A 14,045-nucleotide genomic window follows, 5' to 3' on the forward strand; every position below is an offset into this window, starting at 1 on the left:
GGCCGGCCCCCCCCCGGCCCGCCCCGCCCGGGCCCCGCCGGGGGGCCGGGCCGGGGCGCGGGGCCCCGGGGGAGCTCGCCGACGAGGGCTGGGAGGCGCCGCAGCTCACCGCTCTTGAGGAGCGCGGAGTCGCTGCGGGTGAGGAGATCGTGCGGCAGCTCCTCGACGCCGACCGCGACCGGGCCTGAGGATCCGCAGGGCCACGAAGAGCAGTACGGCGACGGCAGCCGCGATCAGGACCACCTTCGAGTACACGGACACATAGCCCGAGACCTGCTCCCAGTTCTCTCCCAGGAGATAGCCGGACAGGACGAAGACGGTGTTCCAGATCGCGCTGCCGAGCGTCGTGAGACCGAGGAAGACGGGCAGCCGCATCCGTTCGATGCCGGCCGGTACGGAGATCAGGCTGCGGAAGATCGGCACCATCCGGCCGAAGAAGATCGCCTTGGTCCCGTGCCGCTGGAACCAGGCCTCGGTCCGCTCGATGTCCGACAGCTTCACGAACGGCACCTTCGCCGCGATGGCCACGGTGCGCTCACGGCCGAGCAGCGCCCCCACCCCGTACAGGGCGAGCGCCCCCACGACGGAGCCGATCGTCGTCCACACCAGGGCGGCGATCAGATTCATGCTGCCCGTGCTCGACGCGAAGCCCGCGAGCGGCAGGATCACCTCGCTGGGCAGCGGCGGAAAGAGGTTCTCGAGCGCGATGGCGAGGCCCGCGCCGGGGGCCCCGAGGGCGTCCATGAGCGTGTTGACCCACTGCGTTGCGGTGTCTTCGATCATTTCTCCACCGTAGAAACCGCTGCCTGAAGCCACACTGAAGCCGACCGCAAGGATCAGGTGCGGTGCACCACAGTCAGGAATTGCGGTTTTCCGCAGTGCGCAGGCCCGCTCCCCGCGCCTAGCCTGGGTGATCATGAAATCCCTGGTACGCCGCGGGCTCCGGCTCACCGCGGGACTCGCGCTCGGCGCCTGCTCGGCCCTCGTCGAGCTGCTCTTCGCGTTGCTCTCGGGGCTCGCGCTGCTGCTCGTCCAGGCCTGGCCGCGGGCGCGCGGCGCGGTGCTGCGGCCGGTGCACCGGCTCGCGCGGCGGCTCGCCGAATGGGAGCGCAGGCGTCTGGCCGCGTATCTGGGCGCCGAGTCCTCCTCCTCGTACACCCCCGAGCGGGCGCTGCGCTACGTCGCCGCCCGGGGGCCCCTCGGACTGCTCGGCGCCGTATGCCTGTTGTGCGTCCTCATCGGTGCGGCGTACGGCGCGTATCTGTTCCTCGGGTGGTTCGTGAGCGACGTGAACAGTCCGAGCACCGTCCTGTTCAGCGGTGTCGCCGGGCTGTTCCTGCTCTTCCTTGCCCTGCAAGGGGCACTGGCCGTGGGCGACTTGGAGAAGAGGCTCGCGCGCCACCACCTCGGGCCCAGCGAACAGGAAGAGCTGCAGCGCAGGATCGAGGAACTGGCCGTCAGCCGGGCCGGTGTCGTCGACGCCGTCCATGACGAACGGCGCCGTATCGAACGGGACTTGCACGACGGAGTCCAGCAGCGCCTCGTCGCCCTCGGCATGCTGCTCGGCCGGGCGCTGCGCGGCCAGGACCCGCAGCGCCGCGAGGAACTCCTGCGCCAGGCCCATGAGGAGAGCCGCCTCGCGCTCGGGGATCTACGGGAAGTCGCCTGGCGCGTTTATCCGGTCGCCCTCGACGAAGAGGGGCTCGGTGCCGCCCTGGAGACGGTGGTCGAGCGCACCTCGATCCCGGTACGTCTGGAGTACGAGCCGCAAGTCGAGCCCGACCGCCCCGTCGCGACCGTCGCGTACTTCGTGGTCTCCGAAGCCGTCACCAACGCGGTCAAGCACTCGCGGGCGACCTCGATCTCCGTACGCCTTCGCCTGAAGGAAACCCCCGGGCAGCTGGTCGTCACCGTCGGGGACGGCGGCATCGGCGGGGCCGCCCCCGCGGGCGGGGGGCTCGGGGGGCTGGGCCGCCGGGCCGCCCCGCCCCGCGGCGCACCTGTCGCGCACAGTCCGCCCGGCGGACCCACCCTGATCACCGCGGAGCTGCCGTGCGCGTAACGCTGGCCGAGGACTCGACCCTGCTGCGCGAGGGCCTGGTACGGCTGCTCGTCGACGAGGGCCATGAGGTGCTCGCCGCCGTCGGTGACGCCGAGCAACTGCTCGCGGCCGTCGAGCGGGAGCGGCCCGATGTCGTGGTCGCCGACGTACGGATGCCGCCGACGCACAGCGACGAGGGTCTGCGGGCGGCCATGGAGATCCGCAAGCGGTGGCCGGGTGTCGGCGTCCTCGTCCTGTCGCAGTACGTGGAGAAGCGGTACGCCACCGAGTTGCTGACCGGAGAGACGGAAGGCGTCGGGTATCTCCTGAAGGACCGGGTGGTCCAGGTCGACGAGTTCCTGGACGCGCTGGAGCGCGTGCACCAGGGCCGGGCCGCCTTCGACCCGGAGGTGGTGGCGCAGCTCCTCGGGCGTACGCGCCACGCGGATCTGCTGGAGCGGCTGACGGAGCGGGAACGGGCCGTCCTCGCGCAGATGGCGCAGGGGCATACGAACGCGGTGATCGCCGCGCGCCTTCACATCTCGCAGAGCGGGGTGGAGAAGCACATCAACGCGATCTTCGACAAGCTGGAGCTGTCGGGGACGCCCGGGGTCTCGCGTCGAGTGCTGGCCGTATTGCGGTACTTGGGGGAGTAAGCGGCGCTGGGGGAGCTTGGCGGCGCTTGGGGTACTCGGCGGTGCTTGGGGGCGCTTGGCGGTGCCTGGGGGAGCAATCCGTTTGCGAAGCCGGTCGAGCGGGCGGAGTCTTCGAGGGAGCCGGCCAGAGGGCCGGCCGGACACCTAGGGGATGCATGACCAGCGGCAGGCGCACAGAACTGACCGACGAGCTCTACGCGTACATGGTGGAGCACAACCCACCGCCCAACGCGGTGCAGCGCGAGCTGATCGAAGTGACGCGCAGTAAGTTCCCGCAGGCCGCGGGGATGCAAGTGGCGCGGGACCAGGGGCCGTTGCTGGCCCTTCTCGTACGGCTCACCGGGGCGCGGCACATCGTCGAGGTGGGCACGTTCACCGGGATGTCCTCGCTCGCGATGGCGCAGGCGCTGCCCGCCGACGGGACGCTGCTCGCCTGCGACGTCTCCGAGGAGTGGACCGCGTACGCGCGTCAGGCCTGGGCGGACGCGGGTGTGGCCGACCGGATCGAGCTGCGGATCGCACCCGCCCTCGAGACGCTCGCCGCTCTGCCGCAGGAGCCCCATATCGACCTGGTGTTCCTGGACGCGGACAAGGACAACTACACCGCGTACTGGGAGGAGTTGGTGCCGCGTGTGCGCCAGGGCGGGCTGCTCGTGGTGGACAACGTGTTCATGAACGGCGGGGTGATCGACCCGGACGCCACGGGTGCCCCGGCGGCGATCCGGGAGTTCAACGAGCGGGTGCGGGGCGACAAGCGGGTGGAGAGCGTGATGATTCCGGTGGCGGACGGGGTGACGCTGGCGCGGAAGGTGTGAGGTCTTTCGGTCGTACGGGGTGAGGGGAGGGCTGTGGGGGCGGCGGCTCGTCGGGCGGCCGGGGTCTCGTCGGGTGGTCGGCTTCCCGTCGGGTTGCAGGTGTCCTGCCGGGTGGCCGGTGCCCCGTCGGGCGGCCGGTGCGTCGGGCGGCACGGCGCGTCGGGCGGTTGGCTTCCCGTCGGGTGGCAGGTGACGCGTCGGGTGGGCTTTGGGCGGGCGGGGGGGCGGGCGGCCCGGGGGGGCGGGCCCCCCCCCCCCCACGCCCCCGCCCCCACCCCCACCCCCCGCCCCGCTACGAATTCCGCTGCCGGACCTGCGGCGACACCTTCGAGGTCAGCCGCCCCATGTCCGAGTCGTCCGCCCCTGCCAGCTGCCCGGCCGGGCACGAGGACACGGCCAAGCTGCTCTCCACGGTCGCCGTGGGCGGCACGTCCTCAGCTCCCGCTCCCGCCGGTGGTGGCGGAGGCGGTTGCTGCGGCGGAGGCTGCTGCGGCTGACCCCGGGCCCGCGCCCGTCACGGCGCCCGGTCCCGGGGCCCGAGTCCGTCACCGCACGACCGTCCGCGGACCCGAGCCCATCACCGCACGACTGTCCGCGGGCCCGAGTCCGTCACCGCACGACTGTCCGCGGGTCCGAGTCCGTCACCGCACGACTGTCCGCGGGTCCGAGTCCGTCACCGCACGACTGTGCGGGCCCGAGCCCATCACCGCACCACGGTCCCCGCCCCCGCGCCCAGCAAAGGGAGTTCGGCCCGCGTGGGCGCCCCCTCCCAGTCCCCGTGGGACGCCACCGCGAAGGCCCCGGTGGTCACCGCCCGGTCCAGGCGGCCCGCCGCGTCCTCGCCGTCGAGCAGCGCGGAAAGGTAACCGGCGACGAAGGCGTCGCCCGCGCCCACCGGGTCGACGGCCCGTACGGTGCGGGCCGGGGCGCGCAGCTCGCCCGCGCCGGTGTGGACCGCGGCGCCCTGCGCGCCGTACTTCACGACGACCTCGCCGATCCCCAGGCCGAGCAGCAGCTTGGCCTGGCCCGCGACGTCACCCGGGGCGTCGGACGGCAGACACAGCGCGAGCTCGTCGTCGGAGGCGATGAGCACATCCACGTACGGCATCCACTCGCTCAACACATCGCGGGCGTCCTCGGAACTCCACAGCCGGGAGCGGAAGTTGACGTCGAGGCAGACCAGCGTCGAATGCTCGCGCGCGAGCCGCAGCGCGCGCCGTGCGGCGCACCGGGCCGAGGGTCCGAGCGCCGGGGTGATCCCGGTCAGGTGCAGGATCCGGGGCGGGGCCGCGGTGAACGCCGCTTCGACGGAGCACGATGTCAGCCGTGAACCGGCCGAGCCGGCGCGGTAGTAGTGCACCCGCGTCACCTCGGGCAGCCGCGGCTCGAACAGGATCAGACCGGTGGGCGCCTCGGCGTCCCGGCTCGCCCCCGTCACATCGATGCCCTCGGCGCGCAGGGTGCGCAGCACGAGTTCACCGGCCTCGTCCTCGCCCACGGCGCCCGCCCACCGCACGCGGTGGCCGAGCCGCCCAAGCCCGATGGCCACGTTCGACTCGGCGCCCGCCACGGACACCCGCATCGAACCGCCCAGCTTCAGCGGACCGCTGCCGCGCAGCGCGACCATCGTCTCGCCGAAGGTGAACACATCCGGGCTCCGGGCACCTTCGCTCATCACGCGCACACCGCCTTGAACTCCGCCGCGCGACGGCGCAGTTCACCGAGGTCGCCGCCGTCGGCCGCGTCACCGATCAGCGGGGAGCCCACTCCGACCGCCACGGCACCGAGCTTCAGATACGCCTCGGTCTCGGCCACACCGACCCCGCCGACGGGTACGAACGGAAGGTCGGGGAACGGTCCGCGCAGCGCCTTGAGATAGTCCGGTCCACCCAGCGCGGAAGCCGGGAAGATCTTGAGCGCCGCAGCGTCCGTGGCGGCGGCCTCGCATATCTCGCTCGGCGTCAGTACCCCGGCGAGCACCGGCAGCCCCTGCGCCAGGGAAGCGGTGCAGCCCGGGCCGAGCCCCGGCGTGACGATGAGGTTCGCGCCGGCCTGGGACGCGCGCTGGGCATCCTCCTCGGTGACCACGGTGCCGGCGCCCAGCCAGGCCTCGTCGCCGAGTTCGGCCCGGGCGCGCTCGATGACCTTGAGGGCGTCGGTCCCGCTGAGCGACACCTCCACCAGCGCGACCCCCGCCTCGACCAGGGTGATCACGCTGCGGAAGGAGGCCTCCGGGTCCCGGCCGCGAATGATCGCGACAAGCCGTTCCTCACGCAGTGCGGTACTGAAATCCATGCTCTTTCTTTTCTCTTCGTGGACATCCGCGGCGGTCGGGTCGTGGACATCCGTGGCGGTCGGGGCGCCGGTCACCATTCGGCGAACGAGGCGTCGTCATGGCGCCAGACCGGATTGCGCCAGGCATGCCCCGACTTGTCGGCGGCGCGTACGGCCGCTTCGTCGATGTCCACACCGAGGCCGGGGCGTTCGGTGCGGACCAGGGAGCCGGCGTGAAAACGGAAGGGTTCCGGGTCGGCGACGTAGTCGAGGAGTTCGGCGCCCTGGTTGTAGTGGATGCCGATCGACTGTTCCTGGATCAGGAAGTTCGGGGTGGTGAAGGCCACTTGGAGGCTGGCGGCCAGCGCGACCGGGCCGAGCGGGCAGTGCGGCGCGATCTGTGCGCCGTACACCTCCGCGAGCGCGGCGATACGGCGGAGCTCGGAGATGCCGCCGGCGTGCGAGATGTCCGGCTGAAGAATGGCGACACCCGATTCCAGCGGAGCCAGGAACTCACGGCGGGTGTACAGGCGTTCACCCAGTGCGATCGGAATGCTGGAGGCATTCACCAGGTCCGCCACGACGTTCATGTGGTCGCAGAGCACCGGCTCCTCGACGAACATCGGGGCGTAGTCGGCGAGCAGCGGAAGGAGTCGCCGTGCGTTGGCGGGGGACACACGTCCATGGAAGTCGAGCCCGAAGTCCCGTTCCTCACCCAGAACTTCACGGGCGGTCTCGGCGCGCCGCAGACAGTCCCGTATCTCGGCGCGGGTGGCGAGGGGCGTCATGCGCCCGGTGCCGTTCATCTTGACGGCCGTGAAGCCTGCCTCGACCTGGGCGGTCACCGCCTCGCGTATCTCGGTCGGCTCGTCCCCGCCGACCCAGGCGTACGCGCGGATCTTCGACCGTACGGGACCGCCGAGCAGCTGGTGCACCGGCTGGCCGTAGGCCTTGCCCTTGATGTCCCACAGGGCCTGGTCGAGGCCGGCCACCGCGCTGGAGAGCACCGGACCGCCGCGGTAGAAGCCGCCTTTGGTCATGACCTGCCAGTGATCCTCGATCCGCATCGGATCCTGGCCGATCAGATACTCGGCGAGCACATCGACCGCGGCGCGCACCGGTTCGGCACGTCCCTCGACGACGGGCTCACCCCATCCGACCAGACCGTCGTCGGTCTCCACACGGCAGAACATCCAGCGTGGCGGGGCGAGGAAAGTCTCGATCCGGCTGATCCTCATGGCGGCGTTCCTTCCTGTCGTATCCGGGTGCGCTTGCGATGGAGCGGTGCGTCCATGGCGTGGGCGTGCGGTGGTGGCAGGAGCGGCGGGCCGCGGGGCCCGTGTGCGGTGCGGCCGGTGGCTGCGCGGAGGCGGCTTGCGGGCCCGACTCCCTTGCTGTGCACACCAGTCGACCGACCGGCTCAGGTCAAGGGTGGTCGCGCATGGACAGGTCCAGGAGGCGGAGCATCGCCTCGTGCGCGCCGTCCGGGTCCCCGTCCCGGATGCGTTCCACCACGGCGGCGTGGCTCGGGGACGGGTCGTCGTGCGGGCGGGAGTGCACGGTGCGGTCGCGTTCGATCAGGGCCGGGATGATCACGCGGTGCAGCTGGGAGAAGAAACGGTTTCCGGAGGCGCGGAGCAGCGCCAGATGAAAGGAGGCGTCGGCGCGTACGACGAGCACGGGATCGTTGTCGTACGCGGCCATCGCGGCCAGGGCGGCATCGAGCGCCGCCAGGTCCTCGTCGGTGCGGCGCACGGCGGCGAGGGCGGCGGAGGCGGGCTCGACCGCGCGGCGCAGTTCGAAGAGGTCGGCGAAGAAGTCATGGGGTGCGCCGGAGGCGAGCTTCCAGCGCAGTACGTCGGGATCGAGGAGGTTCCAGTCGTCGCGGGGGCGCACGAAGGTGCCCCGCTTCTGCCGGGCGTCGAGCAGCCCTTTGGCGGTCAGCACCTTGATCGCCTCGCGCAGTACGGTCTGGCTCACGTCCAGGTCAGCCATGAGCTGGGGGAGGCCGAGCGTGTCCCCTTCCTCGTACGTCCCGTCGAAGATCCGCCGCGCGATCGCCTCGACGGCGGCCTTGTGGATGCCGCGGCCCGCGTAAGCGCCGGCCGCATCGGGGGAGGCACTGGTGGGCGTCGGGGGCGGGGGCGAGGAGGGCACGCCTCGTACCCTCGCACGACTCCTGCTTATTTATCAATTATTCGTCGGGCGCCTGTGAGCGGGCGCCTGTGAGCGGGCGCCTGTGAGCGGGCGCCTCAGGACGCGCGTCTCAGGAATGGCGTCTCCGGATGGGCGTCTCAGGAATGGGTCTCCGGATGGGCGTCTCCGGGTGGGCGCCTGAGCTCGGGGCCTGCAGCGGATCCGGGTCCGCACCCGTGAAGCGTCCGCGCCTGATCCCGCGCTGCTCTTGCGCCGCCTGCTCGGGGTGACGGGCCTTCCAGTACGGGTTGTCGTGCGGAAGCGTCGCGCTGACCCGCCCGTACATGCCGAAGACCATCAGCATCACGCCGACCGCGAAGCTGAACAGCACGTTCTGGATCTTGAACGCGAGGAAGTTCCAGTCCGTCTCGAGAAGGGCGAGATTGACGAACCCGCTGAGGATGAAGGCAACTCCCAGAACCATGTTGAGCGTTGAGGCGAAGTTGCCGCCGATCACCATGCCCACGAAGAGCAGCAGCCCCACGCAGATCGAGAGCACGCTCAGCGCGCCGTTGGTGTTCAGGCCGGCGACCCGGTCGCCCCCGGTGTCGAAGAAGCCGACCCGGTCGACCAGACCGAGGATGCCGAAGGCGAGCAGCACCAGACCGGTCAGACCCGCCCCGATCCGGTAGACCGTGCTGAGGCGGTGGTCGACGGGCAGATGCTCGTCGAGCCGGACGCGCCGCCGGGATCCGGGATCCTGGCGGGATCCGGGGTGCCGGCGGGATCCGGGTTGAACTGCGTGCGTGGCCATGTCCGCCTCCCTGGGGTCGCGGAGGCCGTGCAGGCGTACGCGGATGTCCCGCGTACCTGATTCCAGGATCCGCCTGCGAGGCGGCGCTGTCACATGGGGGCGTGCGCTCCGGGCCCACGTCACGCCGAGCCTGACCTGCTCAGTCCGCCCCGTCCTTGCCCCCTTGGGGGCTCAGCCCGCCCCGCCCCCGCGCTCCTCGCGGATCTGGGACACGACCCGGGCCACGGTCTGCCGCACCGCCTCCGTCTCCGTGAGGAAGTGCCAGTAGTCGGGGTGGCGCCCCTCCAGCGTCGCGATCGCACGGTCGAGCCGGCTCACGGAATCGTCCAGCGGCCGGGCGTGCCGGGGATCGGCGGTGTGCCGCCCGGCCATCGCGAGCCGCTGGGCGTCCCGGATGGCGAACCGGGTCCGCTGGATCTCCTGCTCCGGATCCTTGGCAACGGCGTTCAGCCTGGTCAGCCGGTCGCCGGCGGCGGAGACGGCCTCGTCGGTCGAGTTCAGCAGGGCGCGCACCGTGCCGAGCAGCGCCGTCGCGTCCGGCCAGCGCTGCTCGTCGCGCGCCTTGCGGGCCTCGGTCAGCTTGCTCTCGGCCTGCTTGACGTTCTCGGCGGCCTGCGCGGGCACCGACTGCAGGTCCTGCCAGCAGTTCGTGGTGAACCGGCGGCGCAGTTCGCTGAGGATCGGTTCGACCTGCGAGGCCCGCGTGGTCAGGGCCTGCGCACGGGTGCGCAGCGAGACGAGCCGGCGGTCGATCTCGGCCGCGCGCTCCGGCAGCCGCTCGGCCTCGGCCCGTACCGCCTCGCCGTCCCGTGCGACCCGCTCCGCGCGCTGCAGTGTCTCCGCGATCCCATGACGCCCGGCGCCCTGGTTGAGCTTGGTCAGCTCGGGGCCGAGCGCCGCGAGCCGCGCCGCGAGATCATCCGCCTTCAGGCCGGAGGCCCGTACGGCATCGAGGGCCGTGCTCGCGGCGAGCAGCGTCTGACGCGCGCGCTCCACGGTGGGGGCGAGCCGGGCCAGCTGGGTCTCCGCCTTGTCGAGCAGCGGGCCGAGGCCCTCCGCGAAGCGGTCGAGATCCCGCTTCGTCTTGGTCAGTTCGTCCTTGGCGGTGGTGAGTTCGGTGCGGGCGCGCGCCGCGACCGAGGCCTCCAGATCGTCGCGGTCGAGGTCATGCGCGTCGACGGCGGCGATGTACTGATGGCTGACCTCGTCGATCCGCCGCCCGAGCGCCGCGAAATCGTCGACGGCACGACGGGCGGCCGGAGAGGTGTCCACCGCGGTGATCGTCTCTATCGAGATCCGCAGATCGCGCTGCGCGCTGTCCAGGTCGTAGAAGGCGGCGGCCGCCGCGTCCTTGGCGGCCTGGGCGGCGGGGGGCGGGCCCCCGCCCCCCCCCCCGCGCCACCCCCGCCCGCCGCCCCCCCCGCGCGCCCCCCGCAGCACCGCCATGGCCAGCGGCACCGGCAGCAGCACCAGCGCGAGCACATCGCGGAAGGCGCCCACGGCCCTGCGTGGATGAGCAACTTCCGCGTAAGGCTGCGATGGTGTCGCCGTCACATCCCACTCCCGTGCTGTCATCCGCCCTGCCCGGAGCCATTCTCCCACCGGTTAAGGACGAACACACGGGTCGTTTAGTTCGCGCTTACGGCCCATGGCTGAGGAAAGATCCGCCGCGGCTCGTACGGAGTGATCGTCTTCCCGTACGGAGTGATCCTCATTCCGTACGGGATCATCCTCGCGATCCGGTACGGAAGGGGCGTCGTTGTCGGGTGTGGGGAGTGGACCGTTGCGCGGGGACTGGGCGGTCGTGCGGGGACTGGGCCGTCGTGCGGGGAGTGGACCGTTGTACGGGGACTGGGCCGTCGTACGGGGCCTCAGACCGTGTGTACGCGAATCCGCCCGTCCTGGCTGACGGCCGAGACGACATGCGGACTCGACGCGTCACGCGGGACGTCCACCTCGACGGAACCGTCCTGAGCCTCGGCCCGCACCTTGTACGCGGCCTTCGGCAGACCGATCTCCACCGAGCCGTCCTTGCTGTGTACGTCGATCCGGTCGGGCACCTCGGTGAGGGCGAGGCGCACCCGGCCGTCCCGGGCGTGCGCGCGGATGTCACGGGAGGAGACGCCGACGGCTTCGAGCGAGCCGTCCTCGCTGTCGAGATCGAGCGGACCTGCCGCGTCCTTCACCATGATGCGGCCGTCCTTGGACTTGATCTTCAGTGCGGTGTCGAACCCTGTGGCGTTCACCCGGCCGTCCTGGTTCTCGACGGTCACGGCGACCTTGCGGGGCACCTCGATGCGATGGCTCGCGTCGCACGCGGTGATGACGCCTTCGCACTTCACGCGCAGTTCGAGCCGCTTGCCGTCGACCATGCGCCAGGAGACGTCGGCGTCGCCGATCACGGCGTTCCCGTCGAACCAGCGCGTGACGCGCACATCGTCGACATCGGCGACCACGACGTCGAGCGCGGAATCGTCCGAGTCGATGGTCAACTCCCGCCCCTGGAGCGCGAAGTCCCGGGTCTCCGGATCCTTGTCCTTGCTCACATCGGAACAGCCGACGATCACGAGCGCGCCGGCCAGCGCCCCGGCCGTGACCAGCGTGCTGCGGGTGCGGTTACGAACGCTGCGGACGGTCATCTCGGCTCCTCCTGCGGGCGGAACGGCCCCCGGGCCGCGCTTGTCTCCGACCGTAGAAGCGCCCGCCGCCCAGGGGCATCCGGGCCACTCCCGGATCGGGGGTGGGGTTAACCCCCGACGCCCTCGATACGGGTTTGCGGGGCACCGCCCCGGGCAAGGTAGGCTGTCGATCGCTCCCGGGCGCGTAGCTCAGCGGTAGAGCGCCGCCCTTACAAGGCGGATGTCGGCGGTTCGAAACCGTCCGCGCCCACCGGGTTTGACCAGGTAAAAGGCCCCGTCCCTTGACCGGGACGGGTCCTTTTGTAGATCGTTTAGGAGGTTTTCAGGAGATCAACTCCCTGAAGGCCTCGACTCGCGTCTTCCAGCGCCACACGCTGCCCGCGCTCCCACCGAGCCTCAAGACGGTCCAGACGATGACTTCGCATCTCCGGCGTCACATGCTCGTAGAGGTCCCCTCAATGTCCTTGGGGACCCACCCCATCGTCAAGAACCTCAGCGCCCGGTCGACGTTGTCGTCCTTCATCCACGTGTCGTGCGTATGTCGCGCCCCACGCATCGTGAACCCAGGCAGAAGCGGCTCCCACGCATCGCGCAGCTTGTGCCCCTTCGCGCCTGGATAGGCCTCGCGCCCGTCGGCTGCCGGACGCAGGCTCAGTCGGCCGAAGTTCCCGCGCTTCCAGAACGGCCCCTCGGGCGTCGTGAACAGATGCTCGTGCGGCCAAGTCTCGATGTGCTCGCCGAGCAGCCGGACCAGGAACTCCGGGACGTCGACCTCACGAGCCGAAAACTTGTTCTTCGGTGGGCCCAGATACACGCGGAGTTGGGTCTTTGGGGTCTTGCGCCGGTTGGCCTTCCAGCCCTTCGCGCGACACTCGGCGAGCCGCGCGTCCTCCGCCGCGTTCCATTCGGCCAGGCCCAGATCTCTTCGTCGTCCTCGTGGTGATCCGCACCCACCAGGATCCGGCGCCCATACAGCTGGTTCGCGGGGATGTAGCCCGCGTCCTCAGCGCCGGACAGGATCGTCGACAGCAGACTCCGCGCCTGCGCCACCGTGTCCGGATCGAAGCGACCTTGAGGCTTTGCCGTGCGCGTGGCCCACGGCTTGACCGCGAAGACGTTGTTGTCCTCCATCAGCGGCGTGTGCTCCCACTCGGGCAGCAGCAGACTCTCTAGAAGCTGACGGCGTTTGGCCTGGGTGCCCGCCCGCTTCTTGTTGGCCGTCTTCCAGATCTTGACCCACTCGCCGAACGGCACCGTGCAGCAGTCGATTCGAACGGCAGCGTCTCGTATCGGGAGGCGGGCACGCCACCGGACGACAATCCGTTCACGGACGGCGCTGACACTCCGACTGCCGAACCCCGCCGTGACCGGCGCGGACCTCACTACCGAATCCGACGCAACGGATGCAGACGAGCCGGGCGGCGCAATTCCTGGGGAGGCCCTGGTCCAGGAGGTTGACATCGCGGCTGTCCCAAGCGCTTGTAGCGACGGCGCGCACAACATGATGGATCAAGAGGGGTACGGCACCTACAACTGGTACCTCGGTGACGGCGGAATGCCCAGAGCCATCTCGCGGTCTGACGCGTATTACGCGTTCCACGATGCAATCACCAACATCACGCAGAGCAGCAACAACTGCGGCCTCACGGACCATGTCAGCGCTAGCGCGTCCTACAAGGGCTACACCAGCTATGACGCCATGTATGGCGGATCTTCCCCTTTCAAGTGCTCGATCAGCGGGAGGACCCTCGGTAAGGGAGACGTTCTCGGACTCTGCAGTCGGTACTAAGGGGCGAGATGACTGCACGTGGACGCATCTTGGGCTCGATCCTCGCAGTGCCTTTGGCGGTTGTTACAGCTGCCTGCTCGTCTGACAGCGGGGGCAGCGCTTCGGCTGTCTGCGCCGAGCAGTACCAGTTCGATGAGCGCACGTATGTGGATGTCGAAGACCTGGACATCACTGTGGGTCAGGAACTCGGCGTCGCCGTCTCTCCTCCGTGCGATGACACGGGAGGCAATAGCAACGACGAGAAGATGGGCGAGGACCCGACTGCGTACCGGGTGAAGGGCGTCTCCCCGAAGGTCGCCATCGCGGTTGGGGATTCACCCGAGCAAGCCAAGATCTTCGTTTCCTACGAAGGTGAGGAGCTGCCCCCCGAGGTGGAGGAACTCAAGGCCAAGTCGTAAGGCGAACGCCGATTCAGTGTGATCGCAATTCCGCCTCGAGCGGGCCTCGCGCGATCACAGGCCCGGTTCGCCGGCTTGTCCACATCTCACGCCAGTGCCACGCCATACGATGAGCATGCCGTTTGACGTTCAACTGGCTGACGTCCAGGCGGAGTTACTCAGCCCGCTTGGGCACGCGTAAGCCCCGAACCTCTCCGGGTTCGGGGCTTCGTCGTATCCCGCCGTAAGGAGCGCGGCCTAGTTGTTGATCGCGTTGTTCTCCTTGCCCTCCGCCTTGCTGTTCGCGTTGTTGTTGCTGAAGTCGGTCAGCTTGCTGCCGGTCAGCACGCCCAGGATGTTCGCGCCGCTGAGCACGGTCGCATTGTTGAGGCTGCCGTCAACAATGCCAGCGTGCGCGCTCGGCGCAGCCAGCCCGGACACCATGAGGGCAACACCGGCGGCAGCAGCGAACTTGAGTCGTTGATTCACGCCCGACCAACCCCC

The 14,045-nt window shown here is 70.3% G+C and carries 15 protein-coding genes, 1 tRNA gene and 1 pseudogene; 7 read left to right on the forward strand and 10 right to left on the reverse strand.

Annotation, left to right across the window (positions count from 1 at the left end):
- Positions 1-105 precede the first annotated feature (105 nt).
- Positions 106-783 carry a DedA family protein gene (locus JAO81_RS17015; protein WP_165336551.1) on the reverse strand — a complete coding sequence of 226 codons (678 nt, stop codon included), beginning with the start codon at positions 781-783 and terminating at the stop codon, positions 106-108.
- Between the two features lie 133 nt (positions 784-916).
- Between JAO81_RS17015 and JAO81_RS17020 the strand changes: the two genes are divergently transcribed.
- The 4 genes and pseudogenes from JAO81_RS17020 to JAO81_RS17035 all read left to right on the forward strand — a co-directional run.
- Positions 917-2,062, forward strand: coding sequence for a sensor histidine kinase (locus JAO81_RS17020; protein ID WP_199548701.1), 1,146 nt, complete (start codon positions 917-919; stop codon positions 2,060-2,062).
- The gene (locus JAO81_RS17025) at positions 2,053-2,697 is read left to right on the forward strand and encodes a response regulator transcription factor (protein WP_199548702.1); all 645 of its coding nucleotides are present in this window, start codon (positions 2,053-2,055) and stop codon (positions 2,695-2,697) included. Before JAO81_RS17020 ends, JAO81_RS17025 begins: the two co-directional genes overlap by 10 nt.
- Positions 2,698-2,852: 155 nt before the next feature.
- Positions 2,853-3,512 carry an O-methyltransferase gene (locus tag JAO81_RS17030; protein WP_199548703.1) on the forward strand — a complete coding sequence of 220 codons (660 nt, stop codon included), beginning with the start codon at positions 2,853-2,855 and terminating at the stop codon, positions 3,510-3,512.
- 287 nt (positions 3,513-3,799) lie between these two features.
- A pseudogene (locus JAO81_RS17035) lies at positions 3,800-4,009 on the forward strand (zinc ribbon domain-containing protein); the annotation flags it as partial.
- Between the two features lie 206 nt (positions 4,010-4,215).
- Here JAO81_RS17035 and JAO81_RS17040 read toward each other — a convergent pair.
- From JAO81_RS17040 to JAO81_RS17070, 7 genes are all read right to left on the reverse strand, one after another.
- Entirely contained in the window at positions 4,216-5,187 is a 972-nt protein-coding gene (locus JAO81_RS17040) for a sugar kinase (protein WP_199548705.1), read from the reverse strand.
- Positions 5,187-5,807, reverse strand: a complete 621-nt coding sequence (locus JAO81_RS17045) for a bifunctional 4-hydroxy-2-oxoglutarate aldolase/2-dehydro-3-deoxy-phosphogluconate aldolase (protein ID WP_199548706.1) — start codon at positions 5,805-5,807, stop codon at positions 5,187-5,189. The genes JAO81_RS17040 and JAO81_RS17045 overlap by 1 nt, the downstream gene beginning before the upstream one ends.
- A gap of 71 nt (positions 5,808-5,878) precedes the next feature.
- Positions 5,879-7,024, reverse strand: coding sequence for a galactonate dehydratase (gene dgoD, locus JAO81_RS17050; protein ID WP_199548707.1), 1,146 nt, complete (start codon positions 7,022-7,024; stop codon positions 5,879-5,881).
- 187 nt (positions 7,025-7,211) lie between these two features.
- Complete coding sequence (locus JAO81_RS17055) at positions 7,212-7,943, reverse strand: FadR/GntR family transcriptional regulator (RefSeq protein ID WP_199548708.1); 732 nt, start codon at positions 7,941-7,943, stop codon at positions 7,212-7,214.
- 109 nt (positions 7,944-8,052) lie between these two features.
- Positions 8,053-8,736: a DUF4383 domain-containing protein gene (locus JAO81_RS17060; protein WP_199548709.1), complete on the reverse strand. Its 684-nt coding sequence runs from the start codon at positions 8,734-8,736 to the stop codon at positions 8,053-8,055.
- 171 nt (positions 8,737-8,907) lie between these two features.
- Positions 8,908-10,290 carry a hypothetical protein gene (locus JAO81_RS17065; RefSeq protein WP_374194308.1) on the reverse strand — a complete coding sequence of 461 codons (1,383 nt, stop codon included), beginning with the start codon at positions 10,288-10,290 and terminating at the stop codon, positions 8,908-8,910.
- 317 nt (positions 10,291-10,607) lie between these two features.
- A complete protein-coding gene (locus JAO81_RS17070) occupies positions 10,608-11,375 on the reverse strand; it encodes a DUF4097 family beta strand repeat-containing protein (protein WP_199548711.1) in 768 nt (255 codons plus the stop codon).
- Between the two features lie 178 nt (positions 11,376-11,553).
- On the opposite strand from JAO81_RS17070, the gene JAO81_RS17075 reads away from it, so the two are divergent.
- Positions 11,554-11,625 (forward strand) — tRNA-Val (locus JAO81_RS17075).
- A gap of 183 nt (positions 11,626-11,808) precedes the next feature.
- On the opposite strand, the gene JAO81_RS17080 is transcribed toward JAO81_RS17075, so the two are convergent.
- Positions 11,809-12,189 carry a hypothetical protein gene (locus tag JAO81_RS17080; RefSeq protein WP_199548712.1) on the reverse strand — a complete coding sequence of 127 codons (381 nt, stop codon included), beginning with the start codon at positions 12,187-12,189 and terminating at the stop codon, positions 11,809-11,811.
- 381 nt (positions 12,190-12,570) lie between these two features.
- Between JAO81_RS17080 and JAO81_RS17085 the strand changes: the two genes are divergently transcribed.
- Together JAO81_RS17085 and JAO81_RS17090 are read left to right on the forward strand one after the other, a co-directional pair.
- Positions 12,571-13,164 (forward strand): hypothetical protein, encoded by a 594-nt coding sequence (locus tag JAO81_RS17085; protein WP_199548713.1) that lies wholly within the window; start codon positions 12,571-12,573, stop codon positions 13,162-13,164.
- Between the two features lie 29 nt (positions 13,165-13,193).
- Complete coding sequence (locus JAO81_RS17090) at positions 13,194-13,562, forward strand: DUF6281 family protein (protein WP_233415484.1); 369 nt, start codon at positions 13,194-13,196, stop codon at positions 13,560-13,562.
- A gap of 237 nt (positions 13,563-13,799) precedes the next feature.
- Here JAO81_RS17090 and JAO81_RS17095 read toward each other — a convergent pair whose 3' ends face one another.
- Positions 13,800-14,030, reverse strand: coding sequence for a hypothetical protein (locus JAO81_RS17095; RefSeq protein WP_199548715.1), 231 nt, complete (start codon positions 14,028-14,030; stop codon positions 13,800-13,802).
- Positions 14,031-14,045 lie beyond the last annotated feature (15 nt).

It is taken from the genome of Streptomyces sp. N35, from assembly GCF_016464295.1.
Classification (GTDB): domain Bacteria; phylum Actinomycetota; class Actinomycetes; order Streptomycetales; family Streptomycetaceae; genus Streptomyces.

Coding starts and splice junctions, on each gene's coding strand:
- JAO81_RS17015 (WP_165336551.1), bottom strand. CDS start 783: ATGATCGAAGACACCGCAACGCAGTGGGTCAACACGCTCATGGACGCC.
- JAO81_RS17020 (WP_199548701.1), top strand. CDS start 917: ATGAAATCCCTGGTACGCCGCGGGCTCCGGCTCACCGCGGGACTCGCG.
- JAO81_RS17030 (WP_199548703.1), top strand. CDS start 2,853: ATGACCAGCGGCAGGCGCACAGAACTGACCGACGAGCTCTACGCGTAC.
- JAO81_RS17040 (WP_199548705.1), bottom strand. CDS start 5,187: ATGAGCGAAGGTGCCCGGAGCCCGGATGTGTTCACCTTCGGCGAGACG.
- JAO81_RS17045 (WP_199548706.1), bottom strand. CDS start 5,807: ATGGATTTCAGTACCGCACTGCGTGAGGAACGGCTTGTCGCGATCATT.
- dgoD (WP_199548707.1), bottom strand. CDS start 7,024: ATGAGGATCAGCCGGATCGAGACTTTCCTCGCCCCGCCACGCTGGATG.
- JAO81_RS17060 (WP_199548709.1), bottom strand. CDS start 8,736: ATGGCCACGCACGCAGTTCAACCCGGATCCCGCCGGCACCCCGGATCC.
- JAO81_RS17070 (WP_199548711.1), bottom strand. CDS start 11,375: ATGACCGTCCGCAGCGTTCGTAACCGCACCCGCAGCACGCTGGTCACG.